The sequence below is a fragment of the Intrasporangium sp. genome, assembly GCF_040414665.1.
GTDB lineage: Bacteria > Actinomycetota > Actinomycetes > Actinomycetales > Dermatophilaceae > Intrasporangium.
Genome location: NZ_JBEDUL010000011.1, coordinates 26,824 through 40,497, shown reverse-complemented (window position 1 = coordinate 40,497; position 13,674 = coordinate 26,824). Strand labels below are relative to the sequence as shown.

At 68.5% G+C, this 13,674-nt stretch carries 13 protein-coding genes; 1 reads left to right on the top strand and 12 read right to left on the bottom strand.

Going from position 1 to position 13,674, the window contains the following annotated elements; translation table 11 throughout:
• Positions 1-206, bottom strand: a 206-nt coding sequence (locus ABF401_RS01480; protein ID WP_353507760.1) for a hypothetical protein, incomplete at its 3' end; no start/stop codon positions are given.
• Positions 207-224: 18 nt separating this feature from the next.
• Between ABF401_RS01480 and ABF401_RS01475 the strand changes: the two genes are divergently transcribed.
• Entirely contained in the window at positions 225-1,439 is a 1,215-nt protein-coding gene (locus ABF401_RS01475; RefSeq protein ID WP_353507759.1) for an amidohydrolase family protein, read from the top strand.
• Between the two features lie 9 nt (positions 1,440-1,448).
• Here the strand turns inward: ABF401_RS01475 and ABF401_RS01470 are convergent, their stop codons facing one another.
• From ABF401_RS01470 to ABF401_RS01420, 11 genes are all read right to left on the bottom strand, one after another.
• The gene (locus ABF401_RS01470; RefSeq protein WP_353507758.1) at positions 1,449-1,928 is read right to left on the bottom strand and encodes a MaoC family dehydratase; all 480 of its coding nucleotides are present in this window, start codon (positions 1,926-1,928) and stop codon (positions 1,449-1,451) included.
• Positions 1,925-2,821 carry an SDR family NAD(P)-dependent oxidoreductase gene (locus tag ABF401_RS01465; protein WP_353507757.1) on the bottom strand — a complete coding sequence of 299 codons (897 nt, stop codon included), beginning with the start codon at positions 2,819-2,821 and terminating at the stop codon, positions 1,925-1,927. Before ABF401_RS01465 ends, ABF401_RS01470 begins: the two co-directional genes overlap by 4 nt.
• 41 nt (positions 2,822-2,862) lie before the next feature.
• Entirely contained in the window at positions 2,863-4,356 is a 1,494-nt protein-coding gene (locus tag ABF401_RS01460; RefSeq protein ID WP_353507756.1) for a class I adenylate-forming enzyme family protein, read from the bottom strand.
• Between the two features lie 14 nt (positions 4,357-4,370).
• Positions 4,371-4,661 carry a hypothetical protein gene (locus ABF401_RS01455; RefSeq protein WP_353507755.1) on the bottom strand — a complete coding sequence of 97 codons (291 nt, stop codon included), beginning with the start codon at positions 4,659-4,661 and terminating at the stop codon, positions 4,371-4,373.
• A 55-nt stretch (positions 4,662-4,716) separates the two neighbouring features.
• Positions 4,717-5,841, bottom strand: a complete 1,125-nt coding sequence (locus tag ABF401_RS01450) for a phosphotransferase family protein (RefSeq protein ID WP_353507754.1) — start codon at positions 5,839-5,841, stop codon at positions 4,717-4,719.
• Between the two features lie 236 nt (positions 5,842-6,077).
• Positions 6,078-6,953, bottom strand: a complete 876-nt coding sequence (locus ABF401_RS01445) for a FadR/GntR family transcriptional regulator (protein ID WP_353507753.1) — start codon at positions 6,951-6,953, stop codon at positions 6,078-6,080.
• A 60-nt stretch (positions 6,954-7,013) separates the two neighbouring features.
• Positions 7,014-8,084, bottom strand: coding sequence for a 2-oxoacid:ferredoxin oxidoreductase subunit beta (locus tag ABF401_RS01440; RefSeq protein ID WP_353507752.1), 1,071 nt, complete (start codon positions 8,082-8,084; stop codon positions 7,014-7,016).
• Positions 8,081-10,009 (bottom strand): 2-oxoacid:acceptor oxidoreductase subunit alpha, encoded by a 1,929-nt coding sequence (locus ABF401_RS01435; RefSeq protein ID WP_353507751.1) that lies wholly within the window; start codon positions 10,007-10,009, stop codon positions 8,081-8,083. Before ABF401_RS01435 ends, ABF401_RS01440 begins: the two co-directional genes overlap by 4 nt.
• Before the next feature lie 47 nt (positions 10,010-10,056).
• Positions 10,057-11,235 carry an NAD(P)/FAD-dependent oxidoreductase gene (locus ABF401_RS01430; protein ID WP_353507750.1) on the bottom strand — a complete coding sequence of 393 codons (1,179 nt, stop codon included), beginning with the start codon at positions 11,233-11,235 and terminating at the stop codon, positions 10,057-10,059.
• The gene (locus ABF401_RS01425) at positions 11,232-12,329 is read right to left on the bottom strand and encodes an acyl-CoA dehydrogenase family protein (RefSeq protein WP_353507749.1); all 1,098 of its coding nucleotides are present in this window, start codon (positions 12,327-12,329) and stop codon (positions 11,232-11,234) included. Before ABF401_RS01425 ends, ABF401_RS01430 begins: the two co-directional genes overlap by 4 nt.
• 3 nt (positions 12,330-12,332) lie before the next feature.
• Positions 12,333-13,649, bottom strand: coding sequence for an acyl-CoA dehydrogenase family protein (locus ABF401_RS01420; RefSeq protein WP_353507748.1), 1,317 nt, complete (start codon positions 13,647-13,649; stop codon positions 12,333-12,335).
• Between the last annotated feature and the right edge of the window lie 25 nt (positions 13,650-13,674).

Genomic DNA, 13,674 nt, shown 5'->3' with positions numbered 1-13,674 from the left:
GCGCACACGTCCCGGGATGTCCCATGACCACACCGGATGTGGAGCGTGCCAACCTGCTCCTCTCGGATGTCGAGGTGCTCGGGCGACGTCTGGACGTCCGAGTCCGCCAGGGGCGAATCGTGGAAACCGGTGCGAACTTGGAGAGAGGCGAAGACGAGCTGGTAGAGGGCCGGGGAGGCGCTCTGCTCCCGGGGCTGCACGACCACCACCTCCACCTCTTGGCGATGGCTGCGGCTCGCCGATCGGTCCAGGCCGGCCCGCCGCACGTGAGAACCGCTGAGGAGCTGGAGCGTGAGTTGCGTTCCGCCCCAGCCGAAGAATCCTGGATCCGCGGCGTGGGCTACCACGAGTCGGTGGCGGGGGCACTCGAGCGGCGGGTCCTCGACGCCTGGGTTCCCGACCGGCCCGTGCGGATCCAACACCGCAGCGGGGCCCTGTGGGTCCTCAACTCCGCGGCCCTCCGACTCATATCAGCCGTCCTGGATGACTCGGCCGATGTCGAGAGAGACCACGATGGGACTCCGAACGGGCGCCTTTGGCGCTACGACGAGCGCCTCGCTCGCGCCCTACCCGACCAGACTGCGCTCCAGGACGCAGACCTCGCCGCCGTGGCCGACGGACTGTTCGGGCTCGGGATCACGGGGGTCACCGACGCCACGCCGGGCTTGGACGAGCGAGCAGTCGACCTTCTCGGCGCAGCCACGCCGCTGCGCATGCATCTCCTCGGCGGGGCCAGGCCAGCCGATGGGACGTCAAGAATCAGCGTTGGCCCACGCAAGCTGCTCCTGAGGGACCACGACCTGCCAACGTATGACAAGCTTCGCGCCATGGTTGATCCCGGCGGCATGGCGCAGGCCCGCTCCCCCGTCGCAGTCCATTGCGTCACAAGGGAATCGCTCATTCTGACCCTTGCAGTACTGAGTGACCTCGGCAGCACCCGAGGCGACCGGATCGAGCACGCATCAGTCGTTCCAACTGGCGTCGAAGCAGAGCTCGCGCGTCTCGGGCTCACCGTGGTCACCCAGCCCGACCTGCTCCGGACCCGAGGCGACGTCTACCTGCAGGACGTGGACGCCGACGACCTGCCTCATCTCTATCCGTGGGCGAGTCTCGTCAGGGCTGGCGTGCTCGTTGCACCATCGAGCGACGCGCCCTTCGGCGAGGCCGACCCATGGCAGGTGATCAGGTCCGCACGAGACCGACAGACCCGGGACGGGACTGCTATCGCGCCGGACGAACGCGTCACTGCCGACGTCGCCCTGAGGGGATACCTCACTGCCCCAGAGGACCCGGGCGGACCATCAAGGCGCGTCGAGACGGGAGCTGACGCCGACCTGTGCCTTCTCTCGGTCCCGCTCAGCGAGGCCCTCGCACACCCGGAGTCCTCGCTGGTCAGACTGGTGCTAGCCGACGGACGTCCGGTGGCGACGACGTCATAGGCAGGCCGGTCAGGGCACGATGACGCGCACGGTCTCCGCGACGCAGGCGGGCTTCTCCTGCCCCTCGATCTCCACTACGTAGCGGATCACGGCCTGAACACCCACGGCGCCGTCCTCGACCGAGATGAGTGTCGCCCTCGCCCGGATTCGCGAGCCGGCCTTGACAGGCTGCGGAAACCGGACCTTGTTCACGCCGTAGTTCACCGCCATGCGCGGGCCATCGATGCGGAAGATCTGGCTCCCCAAGACGGGCACCAAGGCCAGTGTCAGATACCCGTGAGCGATGGTGCTTCCGAATGGTCCGAGGGCGGCCCTGTCCCCATCGACGTGGATCCACTGCCAGTCCTCGGTGACGTCGGCGAAGGCGTCAATCCGATCCTGGCCGACCTCGAACCAGTCGCTGACGCCGAGCTCCTGCCCGACCTGCGCCCGAAACGCGCCCAGCCCTTCGAACACCCGGCATGCGACGGACGACAATGCTGTGGTCATGCCCGCGGTACCCCCGAGATCGTGCTGTTGGGTCGCGCCTGGGCGACCAGGTGCGGCAAGATCCGGTCGACGTCCTCGACCTCCCAGCGACCGTCTTCCCGCACCGCCGTCGGCCCCTTGACCCAGGTCTCGGCGACTCCCAGCTCAGCACCCTTGATCGTGAAGACGCGGCCGGTGATTCCCTCACTGTCCGGGGACCCGAGCCACACCACGAGAGGTGCGATGTTGTCCGGCGAGCCGACGTCGAACCCGGCCTTGTCGCTCGCGTCGCGGACGGCGGAGACGTAGGCGTCGAGTCCCGCCGTCATGTCCGTCAGGGCCGTCGGGGCGATCGCATTGACACCCACTCCGAGGCGGGCGAGCTCGTCCGCGACGATGACCGTGAACCCGGCTATGCCGGCCTTTGCCGCGCCATAGTTGGACTGTCCGATATTGCCGAAGAGTCCCGACGGCGAGGTGGTGTTCACCACCCGCGGTGCGGGGGTCGGCGAGCCCGCCTTGTGCCGCTCTCGCCAGTGCGCGGCTGCATGGTGGGTCACGCAGAATGTTCCGCGCAGATGCACCTTCACCACCGCATCCCACTTCTCGAGGTCCATGGTGACGAGCATCCCGTCGCGCAGGATCCCGGCGTTGTTCACCACCGTGTGCAGATCTCCGAAATGCGCCACGGTGGCTGCGACGAGTTCCTCGGCGCCGTCCCATTCCGAGATGTCGTGCCGGCTCGACACGGCGACTCCGCCCAGGTCCTCGATCTCCTTGACAACACCATCGGTGGGGGCGATGTCGTTGACCACGACGTTCGCACCCTGCCGAGCGAACTCGAGGGCGTGCGCGCGCCCGATACCTGACGCAGCTCCGGTCACGATGACCACCCGGTTGTCGCTGATCCCCATTTCACGGTCTCCTTTCGAGGCCTCTCAGGACCCGCTGGTCATCAGCTCGGAACATCCGCTGCGAGCTCGCGGACGCGCAGCGCCTTCAGCTCGCGGCGCAGCAGCTTGCCCGTCTCGTTGTAGGGAAGGTCGGTGCGCCAGTGGATGACCTCGGGCACTCGTGTCGACCGGAGACCCGAGCGGACCCATTCGCGCAGCTCGTCCTCAACCACGACCGCCCCCGGAGTGGGCACGATGAACGCCTCGATGCGCTCCCCCCAGTCCGCGTCCGGGACACCGACAACGGCGACCTCCTCGACGGAAGGGTGGAGATGCAGTCGGTCCTCCACCTCTGCAGGGGCGATGTTCTCGCCACCGCGCACGATGACATCGTCAGCACGGCCGTGCAGGAAAAGGAAGCCCGCCTCGTCGAGGTGGCCCCGGTCCCGCGTTGCGTACCATCCCGTGTCATCGAGGGCAGAGTGGGAAAGGTACTCCCCCGACACCTGCTCGCCGCGCACCCAGATCTCGCCCGCCACCCCTGGCCCGACGACCTGACCGCCCTCGTCCCGGATCTCGATCTCGACCGATGGCAGGGCCCGCCCGACCGAGCCGAGTCTCGCCCGGACACCAGACACAGTGCTCGCGGCCGCTTCTCGATGGTCCTCGGGGCTGAGCAGCGTGATCGTGGAGCTCGTCTCGGTGAGGCCGTAGGCATTCACGAGGTCAACGCTCGGCAGCAGCCTCATCGCTCGTTCGATGACCGGCACCGGCATCCGGCCGCCGCCGTAGGACAGGTGGCGCAGCTCCGGCAGCGAGCCCCCTTCCGCCTCAAGGACGTCGAGGACTCGGTTGAGCATCGTCGGGACGACCATGGCCTGGGTCACCCCTTCCCGGCGCACGGTGTCAACCCAGTCTTGCGGTTCGAACGAAGGCATCAGGACAATTCGTCGCCCGGCAAACACGGACGTTGTCATCGAGCTGACCGCGGCGATGTGGTAGGGCGGAACCGAGACGAGGATGGCCTCGTCCGGCGCGGCGTTGAGGAACTCGACCGTGTTGACGACGTAACCGACCAGGTGACGGTTGCGCAGCACGGCAGTCTTCGGTGTGCCGCTCGTCCCGCTGGTGAACAGGAGCACTGCGGGGAACTCGCTGTCCGTCTCGACCGCCTCGTCGAGGGCAGGCCCGGCCGGCTCGCCCAGCACCAGCACGTTGTCGAGTCGGGCGACCCGTGCCGCGGACGGCTCGTCCGCGACCACTCCGAGGTTCGCGATTCGGCTGAGCGCCTCGGCAAGCTGCACGTCGGTCCACCGGTAGTTGACTGGGACGTACGATGCGCCGGCCATCGAGCAGCCGAAGAAGAGCGCCATCGCCTCCGGCGAGTTCTCCCCAAGGTAGGCAACGGCGGAGAGTCGCTCCGCTTGGATCAGCGCGGCGAACTCCGCTGCCCGCTCGGCAAGTCGGGCGTACGTCCAGTCCTGACCACCTGACGTCACGGCCACCCGGTCCGGGTTCACCTGGGTGACCATGCTGAGCAGCATCGTGGTGTTCATGCGCTCCTCTCCCGTCAGTCCGAGGACGGCAGCTGCTTGGCTGCGAGCTCGATGAGTCGCTCACCGTTGACGCTCAGGCTGCCGGCCCCAGGCTTGACGCACAGGACCTGGAGTCCGGAACCCTCGTGGGTGTAGCGCTTGCCGAGGACGGTTCCGCCATCATGGCCGGCCTGAATTGCGCCCTGCACACCGTCGCGGGTCGTGACCATGGGCGATCCGCCGCAGGCGAGTGGGACGTCGGCGCCCTTGATCACCACCACCTCGGTGTCGCAGACGGCACTGAGTGCCCGGCTACCGGTCTTCATGTTGTTGCTCCTCGAGTCAAGGTCGGCAAGGTCTTGCCTGGGAAAGGGGAGACGTTCATGGAGTGCCGCCCAAGAGGGCCAGGGCTCGCCGAGCCAACGGGGCAACCATGAGGCCGCGCTGCGCCATCCGTTCGTCGGACGTCTGGCCGCGGACGTGGCGGGCGTAGAGCTGCTGCAGGATGACGACGGTGCGCCAACAGCCGAAGGCCTCGTACCAAGCGATGTTCGCGAGGTCCAGCGCACTCGTCCTGGCATAGCGGGCGATGACGTCGGCGCGGGATGGGAGATCCAGCGCGCGCGTTGCGCTCGCTGCGATGAAGGCATTGACGTCGTCGGCCGGGAGGCCACGGTCCGGCCAGTGACTGAGCAGGGTGCCAAGGTCCGCGAGGGTGTCGCCGGTGGTGGCCATGTCCCAGTCGAAGACGGACACCACACGGTCCGCGTCACCAGCCGCGAACTGACAGTTGTCGATCTTGAAGTCGTTGTGCACGATTCCGGCCCGCTGGCTCCTCGGCTGGGTCCTCGCCAGTCGCGCCCCGACCTCGTCCACGAGTGCTGAGGTCGCGGCCGCATCGGGCAGCGTGGAGTACTCCGACACCGCCTGCCATCTGCGGGTCCAGCCAGCCACCTGACGCTCCAGGAACCCGTCCGGACGCCCGAGATCCTGCAGGCCGCAGGCGGCCGGGTCCACCTCGTGCAGGTCGGCCAGCGCGTCGATGACCGCGAGTCCGACACGCACCGAGGCATCCGGCTCGTCGGAGATCTCGGTCTGGACGTGGTCCCACACGACGTAGCCCTGGCGGTACTCGACGACGAAGAACTCCGCCCCGATCACGGTCGGGTCGTCACAGTGCAGGTACGACTGCGGCGCTCGGTTGTAGGCCCGGTGCAGCCGCGCGAGCACCCGATGCTCGCGCGACATGTCGTGGCCACCCGCCGCCAAGGCACCGAATGGTGGCCGGCGGACCACGAGGTGGGTGTTTCCGATGGTCACTCGGTAGGTCAGGTTCGCCGAGCCTCGGGGGAACTGCTTGACGCTGAAGGGCCCCGACAGGTCGGGCAGCTGCTCGCGAAGGAACGCCTCCAGCGCCGGCCAGTCGAGCTCCTCACCGGCACGCACGGCAGCAACGTCTGAGTCAGGTGTGCCCACGACGTCGTCAACATCGACGGCCTCGCTCATCCTCGTCCTTCCAGTGACGGATAGTGGCAATGCAGCCACACTAATTCCTCATGAGGAATTGCGCAAGACCTGCACCGGGCCCTGTCTGCACGGATGGATCCTGATGTCGGGCAGCCCTGCGTAACCCGGCATGACCAGCCGAGCCAGCTCAGCGGCATACGGCATCCTCGGGTTCAGGCTGGGCGGTGTCGGTCGACGACCGACGCGGGTTCAGCGAGGAGCAGCAACCGGGGGTGTCACAACCACTCGACGGTGCCTTCGAGCAACACGCCGAGCTCCGCTCGGTTGACAGCGATCACGCGGGTCAGGTGCGCCTCCATGAGGGACGCGGCCGTTTCGGCGTCGCCATCGAAGATGGCCTGGGCCAGCTTGAGATGGTCCTCGACGAGTGACTGGTGGATGACGCGCACGTCACCGACCGTGGCCAGGTGATGGGCCACGAGCTGACCGTAGGCACGGAAGGTCAGCTGGAGGACGCGATTCCCGGCCAGCGCAGCCACCACGCCGTGGAAGCCCTCGTGCCCGGACATGTACACCTCGAGGTCGGCGTGGTCCGCTTCCTCCACATCGCCCTGCAGATAGGGCGCCACGGCTGCCTGCCTCGTCTCGTTGTCAGGGTTGGCCGCGGCCATCCTGGCCAGCGTCGACTCGGCCAGGACCCAGGCGTCGAAGAGCTCGTCGTAGGTGGCACCGGCCAGGTGGTAGAAGAGCGCCTCCATGCGACCCAGGTTCGCGGAGTCGACGGTGCCGACGACCGGGCCGCCGCCGGGGCCGCGTCGGATGCTGATCATCCCCTGGACCTCGAGCAGCCGCAGCCCCTCCCGCAACGACTCCCTGCTCACTTCGTACTGCTTGAGCATCTCCGCCTCGGAGGGAAGGTGGTCTCCCGGCTGGAGCCCTTCTGCCCGGATCGTGCGAACGACCGCGCGGGCGACGACCTCGGACGCCTTGAGTGGCCTGAGGACTGATCCGCCGGCGGCAATCGGTATGCCTTCCGGGACCCTTGACGCGTCCGCGGGCTTGCCGTTCTCCCGCTTTCCGCCATTCGCTCTGCCGTTCGCGACCTTGGCCGACTTCGTCGCCACGCCGCCAGTCTCCTTCTTGCCAGTCATCGCTCGCCGTCCTTCGTCCCAAGGCGTCCCACGGTCATCACGTCATGTCCTCGTCGACTGTCACACAGTCCATGTGTCGCTGCCGGTAAGTAGAGTCTGTGTCGCCGCCAACCCGTCCGGGGTGCCCGGACGCGGGCCGGACACCTGGGACCTGACGAGGTCGTCATACACCGGTCGCGAGGTGGCCCGGAACACTCCGGTGACGACGTGCTCGAGGTCCTGGTCCGAGAGCCGAGCCAGAGCATAGGCGTACTCGGGGTCATCGCTGAGCGCGTCGTGGACGACGATCTCGGCGGGGTCCACTGCGTCCGTCTCGGCAACCTCGAGCCGCAGATCGCGGCGAACCACACACTTCTCGCCGTCCGCACCGAACACGACCGGTTGGCCATGACGCAGCGGGATCAGTCGGGCGTCCGCACCGTCCTTGCGCAGCACGTCGAAGGATCCGTCGTTGAAGATGGGGCAGTCCTGATAGATCTCCACCAGAGCGGACCCGCGATATGCCGCCGCCTCCTCGAGAACCGCGGTGAGCCCGGCACGGTCACTGTCGAGGGCCCGTGCCACGAAGGACGCCTCCGCCCCCAGCGCCACGGCGAGCGGGTTGAACGGCTGGTCGACGGAGCCGTTGGGCGTCGACTTCGTGATCTTGCCGAGCTCCGAGGTCGGCGAGTACTGGCCCTTCGTCAGGCCGTAGATCCTGTTGTTGAAGAGCAGGATCGTAATGTTGACGTTGCGTCGCAGGGCGTGGATCAGGTGATTGCCCCCGATCGAGAGCGCATCCCCGTCTCCGGTGACGACCCAGACCGACAGGTCGGGACGCGCGACGGCGAGGCCAGTGGCGATCGCGGGCGCTCGACCGTGGATCGAGTGCAGCCCGTACGTGTCGAGGTAGTAGGGGAACCGCGACGAGCACCCGATGCCCGAGACGAAGACGAGGTTCTCCCGCTTGATTCCCATGGTGGGCAGGAAGCCCTTCACTGCCGCGAGGATGGCGTAGTCCCCGCAGCCCGGGCACCACCGGACCTCTTGGTCGCTCGCGAAGTCCTTGGCCGTCTGCCGTGACTGCGCGCTCGGCACGAGGGAGGTCGCTGTGAGCGGCAGGTCAAGTACGGGAACCGTTGGCGCGGTCATGAGAGCTGCTCCTCGAGAACTCGGTGGCGCGGGACGACCCGATCAAGGGCCATGGAGACCTTCTCGGCCTCCTGCTGGCTCAGGGTCCCGTTGAGTGCACTGCGGAAGGCGTCGTAGAGCTCCTCGGACGTGAAGACCTCGCCTCGCACCTTGGTGACCGAGCGCACGTCGACGAGGTAGCGAGCCCTCAGCATCGTGGCCAGCTGGCCGAGGTTCATCTCCGGTGCGACGACGGTGGGGTAGGACCTCAGCACCTCCCCCAGGTTGGCGGGGAAGGGATTCAGGTGACGCAGCTGCAGATGCGCGACGGAGACGCCAGCGGCGCGCAGCTTGCGGCAGGCCTCGCCGATGGGGCCCGACGTACTCCCCCAACCGACCACGAGCAGCTCGCTGTCCCCGTCCGGGTCATCCGCCAACGCAGGTGGAACGGAGATCCGCGCGATGCGCTCGTGCCGCAGCCGCACCATGAGGTCGTGGTTGCGACCGTCGTACGACACGGCACCCGAGCCGTTCGCCTTCTCGAGACCCCCGATCCGGTGGGTGAGGCCCGGTGTCCCCGGGACGGTCATCGCCCGGGCGAGGGTCTCGGGATCTCTCGCGTAGGGCTGGTAGGTCTCGCCCTCGGCCAGTTCCGCCACGTAGTCGGGATCGATCCGCGGAAGGTCGTCGAGGTCCGGGATCCGCCACGGCTCTGCTCCATTGGCGATGGCGCCGTCCGACAGCACGATGACTGGGGTGCGATAGGTCACGGCGATCCGGGCAGCCTCGACCGCCGTGTCGAAACAGTCCGCGGGCGAGCTGGCTGCCACCACTGCGACGGGAGACTCGCCGTTGCGGCCGTAGACCGCCTGGAGCAGGTCCGACTGCTCGGTCCGAGTGGGCAGCCCCGTGGAGGGGCCTCCTCGCTGCACGTCGACGACGACGAGTGGCAGCTCTGTCATGACCGCCAGGCCGATCGCTTCGGCCTTCAGCGCGAGTCCGGGGCCGGATGTGGACGTAACCCCGAGCGCGCCCCCGAGCGATGCGCCGATGGCCGTGCTCACGGCAGCGATCTCGTCCTCGGCCTGGATGGTCGAGACGCCGAGTGATCCGAGACGGCTCAGCTCATGGAGGATGTCCGACGCGGGGGTGATGGGGTAGCTCCCGAGCACCAGGGGCAGACCGGACAGCTGACTCGCGGCGACGAGGCCGTAGGCGAGCGCCCGGTTACCCGAGATCTGACGGTACGTCCCGCGTAGTAGCGCCGCGGGTGCGACCTCGTACTGTGTCGCGAAGGCCTCGGTCGTCTCGCCGTAGTTCCAGCCCGCGCGGAACGCGAGACGGTTGGCCTCGGCGATCTGCGGCGCACGGGCGAACTTCCGAGCGACGAAGGTCTCGACCTCGTCGGTCGAGCGGCCGTACATCCAGCAGAGCAGACCGAGGGCGAACATGTTCTTGGCCCGCTCGGCGTCCTTCTTGCTCACCTGTGCGGGCGCCGCGGCGGCCACCGACAGGGTCGTCATCGGGACGACCTGCACTGTCCACGAGTCGAGCTCGTCGTTGTCGAGCAGGTCGGCGGCATAGCCGACCTTGGCGAGATTCCGGGAGGTGAACTCGTCAGAGTTCACGATGAGGATGCCCCCGAGCGGGAGGTCGCCCAGGTTCGCCTTCAGGGCCGCCGGGTTCATGGCGACCAGCACATCGGGTTGGTCGCCGGGGGTGAGGATGTCGTGGTCGGCGATCTGGATCTGGAAGGACGACACTCCGGCCAGGGTTCCGCGGGGGGCACGGATCTCGGCCGGGAACGCCGGCATCGTCGCCAGGTCGTTGCCGAGCAGCGCGGCCTGGCTGGTGAATCGCTCACCCGTCAGCTGCATGCCGTCGCCCGAGTCACCCGCGAAACGGATGACCACGCGGCTCAGGACCTCGGTGGTTGGGGCGGTCAAGGATTCACCATCTTTCTCCGGTGGGATTGGCCGACGAGGCGGCTGGCTCACAGGGGTTGGCCCAGGTCGCGGCACCTGTCTGGATCGACGAGCCGGCCGTCGGCGATGGCCGCTCTGGCCTGCACCAGCGAGCGGGGATAGCCCACCGACAGATGTGCCGTGAGCCGGCCCATGGCGTCCAGCCAGGCCACGGCCCATTTGTCAGGGTCCTCGTGCTGCCGAACGACGACCACGTCGGCCTCGTCGTGCTGGCCGACGTACTGGAGCTTGCGGCCGAACTGGCCTGACCAGAAGTAGGGCACGTCCTCGGGCTTGGGCGGCAGCCCCAGGATCGATGCGGCCACGGCCGCCGGTCCTGACGCCGCCTCGTCCCAGTGCCCGTTGTGCACACGCCGGCCCAACCGGTCCGACCAGCGAGAGGCAATGTCACCGACCGCATACACGTGGGGGTCGCTGGTGCGGTGGTCCGCGCCCACGGCCACGCCGGCATCCGTCACCTCGAGGCCCGCTGACGCGAGCCAGCCGGTCTGGGCCCGCGCACCCACAGCGGTGAGGACGACATCTGCCGCGATCAGCTCGCCGTCGGCGAGGACTGGACCGTGGGCTCCGACCTCGCGGATCCGGGTCCCCAGGCGCAGGTCGACCCCGTCCCACCAGGGAAGGAACATCGAACCCACGCGCTCCCCGAGCGGCCCAGCGAGGGGGGCGGACGCGCTGTCGAGACAGGTGACCTCGCAGCCGAGCCCGAGAGCTGCCGTCGCGACCTCGGCGCCGATCCACCCGGCCCCGATCACGGCGACCCGGGCGCCCGGAACCAGGCAGCCACGCAGGTGCCTCGCGTCCTCGATCGTGCGCAGCGTCACTTGGGGACCGTTGCCCGGCAAGCGAATCGGCTGCAGCCCCGTCGCCAGGACGAGGGCGTCGTAGGAGATGGGGCCGGTCTCGGTGGTGAGCACCTTGGCGGCGAGGTCGATTCCCGTGGCCGCAACACCGAGCTGCAGCTTGACGCCCTGACCGACCAGGTCGAGCCCCAGGTCCGGGTCGGCACCCTGAGTGAGCACCGCCTTGCTCAGCGGGGGCCGGTCGTAGGGTGCGTGGTCCTCCGCTCCGACCAGGATCACGTCACCGGCGAAGCCGGCCGCCCGCAGCGCCGTGCAGGTCCTGCCTCCGGCAAGACCGGCGCCGACGACCACGACGCGGTCAGGCAGCGGGTGCGAGCCGCTCATCGTGGCACCCCGTGTGCCGCAAGGACGCGGTCCGAGAGCGTCGCTCGGGAGCCGAGGAGGACCTCGTTGCTGCGTGCCTTGCGGAAGTACAGGTGAGCGGGGTGTTCCCAGCTGAAGCCGATGCCGCCGTGCACCTGCACGTTCTCGCCGGTGATGATGACAGCAGCGCGCGAGGCGCCCAGCATGGCCAGCGACGCCGCTTCGGAGAAGTCCGACGGGTTGGCGACGCAGGCCCAGATGGCATGCTCGACGAGCGATCGGGCCAGGTCGGCCTCTGTCGCCATGTCGGCGAGGAGGTGCTTGACCGCCTGGAACGAGCCGATGGTGCGGCCGAACTGCTCACGCACCCTCGCGTAGGCGAGCGCGTCCTCGAGAGCCTGCTCGGCGACGCCCAGCTGCTCGACGCTGAGGGCCAGGACGGCCAGGCTCTCGAGATAGGCCTCGAGGTCGGCGAAGCGGCCGCCTTCGGCGATCTCCACGCCGGGGGCCTCGCTCATCACGAGGGACGCAAGCTCCCGGGTCAGGTCCAAGACCTCCCGACGGGTGCGCTCCACTCCCGCAAGGTCGACCGCTAGCCAACGTGGGCCCTCCGGGGTCAAGGCAGGCACGACGAGGACGTCGGCTCCGAAACCGTCGATCACGAGGTCGACGCTCCCGGTGACGGTCCAGAGGTCGCCGCGACGCTGGGCGCTCAGGCCTGCGGCCAAGGCAACGGCTCCCCGGGCGTCGCCCTGCAACAGATCGCTGAGCCAGCGCTCCTGCGCCCGGGTATCGCCGCCTCGGACGAGGGCCTCCACGGCCAGGAACGACCCCAGGAAGGGAATCGCTGCGGCCCTCCTGCCGATCTGCTCGAGCACGACGGCCGACTCGGCGACGGTGGCTCCGGCTCCGCCGAGTCCTTCCGGCACCGTGAGGCCGACCACGCCGATCTCACCGTTGATCCGACCCCAGAGGGCCTGGTCGATCTCGCCCAGGGCAGCCGCGTCCGCGCGCTGGACCAATGTGGCCGCCGGCGACACCTTCTCGAAGAGCCCACTGATGAGCCTGCTCAGGTCTGCCCTGGTCTCGAGGGCCTGGACGTCGTCGAGGATCATGGCTCAAACCCCAACCGGCTGGCCCTGAAGGACCTCGGCCTCAGCGAGCACGTCTGCGTACCTCGCCCGCGCGGCGGCGTCGAGGCGAAGCGCGTGCTGCGAGGGGAACAGGTCGGGAGCGGGCTCGACACCCTTGAGGAGCTGCTTGGCGACCGACTGCTTGTGCACCTCCGTCGCGCCATCGGCGATCGCCATGTGGAAGCTCTCGAGGACGTACTTCCCGAACGGCATCTCCGTGGAGATGCCCAACGAGCCGTGCAGCTGCAGCGCTCGGCCCGCGACGTCCTGGAGCACCTTGGGCATCGCGATCTTGACGCCGGCGATGTCCTTGATGACCAGCCGGTAGTCCTTGAGCTGGTCGATCTTCCACGCCGTCTGGAGGACGAACAGCCGGAACTGCTCGAGCTGCACCCAGGACTCGGCGATCATCTCCTGGACGAGCTGGAGGTCGCCCAGGCGCTGGCCCCGGGTCTCCCGGGAGACCGCTCGCTCGAGCATCATGTCCAGCGACTTGCGCACGAGCGCCACGGTCCGCATGGCGTGGTGGATCCGACCGCCGCCGAGGCGCACCTGCGCGACCTTGAACCCATCGCCCTCCTCGCCGAGGCGGTGGTCGACGGGAACCCGGACGTTGGTGTAGCGGACGTAAGCGTGGGTTCCCTCGTGCCCGGCATGACCGGTCACCCCGACGTTGCGGATGATCTCGATGCCCGGCGCGTCAGCCGGCACGATGAACATCGATGCCCGGCGGTGCCGGGGCGCGTCGGGATCGGTGACGGCCATGAGCACGAGGAACGTCGCGAAGCGCGCGTTCGAGGAGAACCACTTCTCGCCGTTCACCACGTAGTGGTCACCGTCGCGGACCGCCCGGCACTGGAACGAGGTCGGGTCGGACCCGCCCGTGGGCTCGGTCATGGAGAAGCAGGACGCGATCTCCCCTGCAAGCAACGGCTCCAGGTACCGCCGCTTGAGATCGGCACTGCCGAAGTGGGCGAGCACCTCGGCGTTGCCGGAGTCGGGTGCCTGGGTGCCGAAGACCACGGGCCCGCTGAGCGTCGTGCCGATGCGCTCGTTGAGGAGCGCGAGCTTGAGCTGTCCGTAGCCGGGACCCCCGAGCTCGGGTCCCAGGTGGCAGGCCCACAGCTGCTGCTCGCGGACGCGTGCCTGGAGCGGCTTGATGATGGCGTTGCGAACGGGGTCGTTCATGTCCAGCGGGTGGTCGTAGAGCCGGTCGGCCGGCTCGACCTCCTCGCGGACGAACTGCTCGACCCAGTCGAGCTTCTCCTGGTACTCGGGGTCGGTCTGGAAATCCCAGGCCATCGTGGTCCTCCTTGGTCCGGGGCCG

Excerpts from the sequence above, each read along its gene's own strand:
- ABF401_RS01475 (WP_353507759.1), top strand. The coding sequence starts at position 225 with ATGGCTGCGGCTCGCCGATCGGTCCAGGCCGGCCCGCCGCACGTGAGA.
- ABF401_RS01470 (WP_353507758.1), bottom strand. The coding sequence starts at position 1,928 with ATGACCACAGCATTGTCGTCCGTCGCATGCCGGGTGTTCGAAGGGCTG.
- ABF401_RS01465 (WP_353507757.1), bottom strand. The coding sequence starts at position 2,821 with ATGGGGATCAGCGACAACCGGGTGGTCATCGTGACCGGAGCTGCGTCA.
- ABF401_RS01460 (WP_353507756.1), bottom strand. The coding sequence starts at position 4,356 with ATGAACACCACGATGCTGCTCAGCATGGTCACCCAGGTGAACCCGGAC.
- ABF401_RS01455 (WP_353507755.1), bottom strand. The coding sequence starts at position 4,661 with ATGAAGACCGGTAGCCGGGCACTCAGTGCCGTCTGCGACACCGAGGTG.
- ABF401_RS01450 (WP_353507754.1), bottom strand. The coding sequence starts at position 5,841 with ATGAGCGAGGCCGTCGATGTTGACGACGTCGTGGGCACACCTGACTCA.
- ABF401_RS01445 (WP_353507753.1), bottom strand. The coding sequence starts at position 6,953 with ATGACTGGCAAGAAGGAGACTGGCGGCGTGGCGACGAAGTCGGCCAAG.
- ABF401_RS01440 (WP_353507752.1), bottom strand. The coding sequence starts at position 8,084 with ATGACCGCGCCAACGGTTCCCGTACTTGACCTGCCGCTCACAGCGACC.
- ABF401_RS01430 (WP_353507750.1), bottom strand. The coding sequence starts at position 11,235 with ATGAGCGGCTCGCACCCGCTGCCTGACCGCGTCGTGGTCGTCGGCGCC.
- ABF401_RS01425 (WP_353507749.1), bottom strand. The coding sequence starts at position 12,329 with ATGATCCTCGACGACGTCCAGGCCCTCGAGACCAGGGCAGACCTGAGC.
- ABF401_RS01420 (WP_353507748.1), bottom strand. The coding sequence starts at position 13,649 with ATGGCCTGGGATTTCCAGACCGACCCCGAGTACCAGGAGAAGCTCGAC.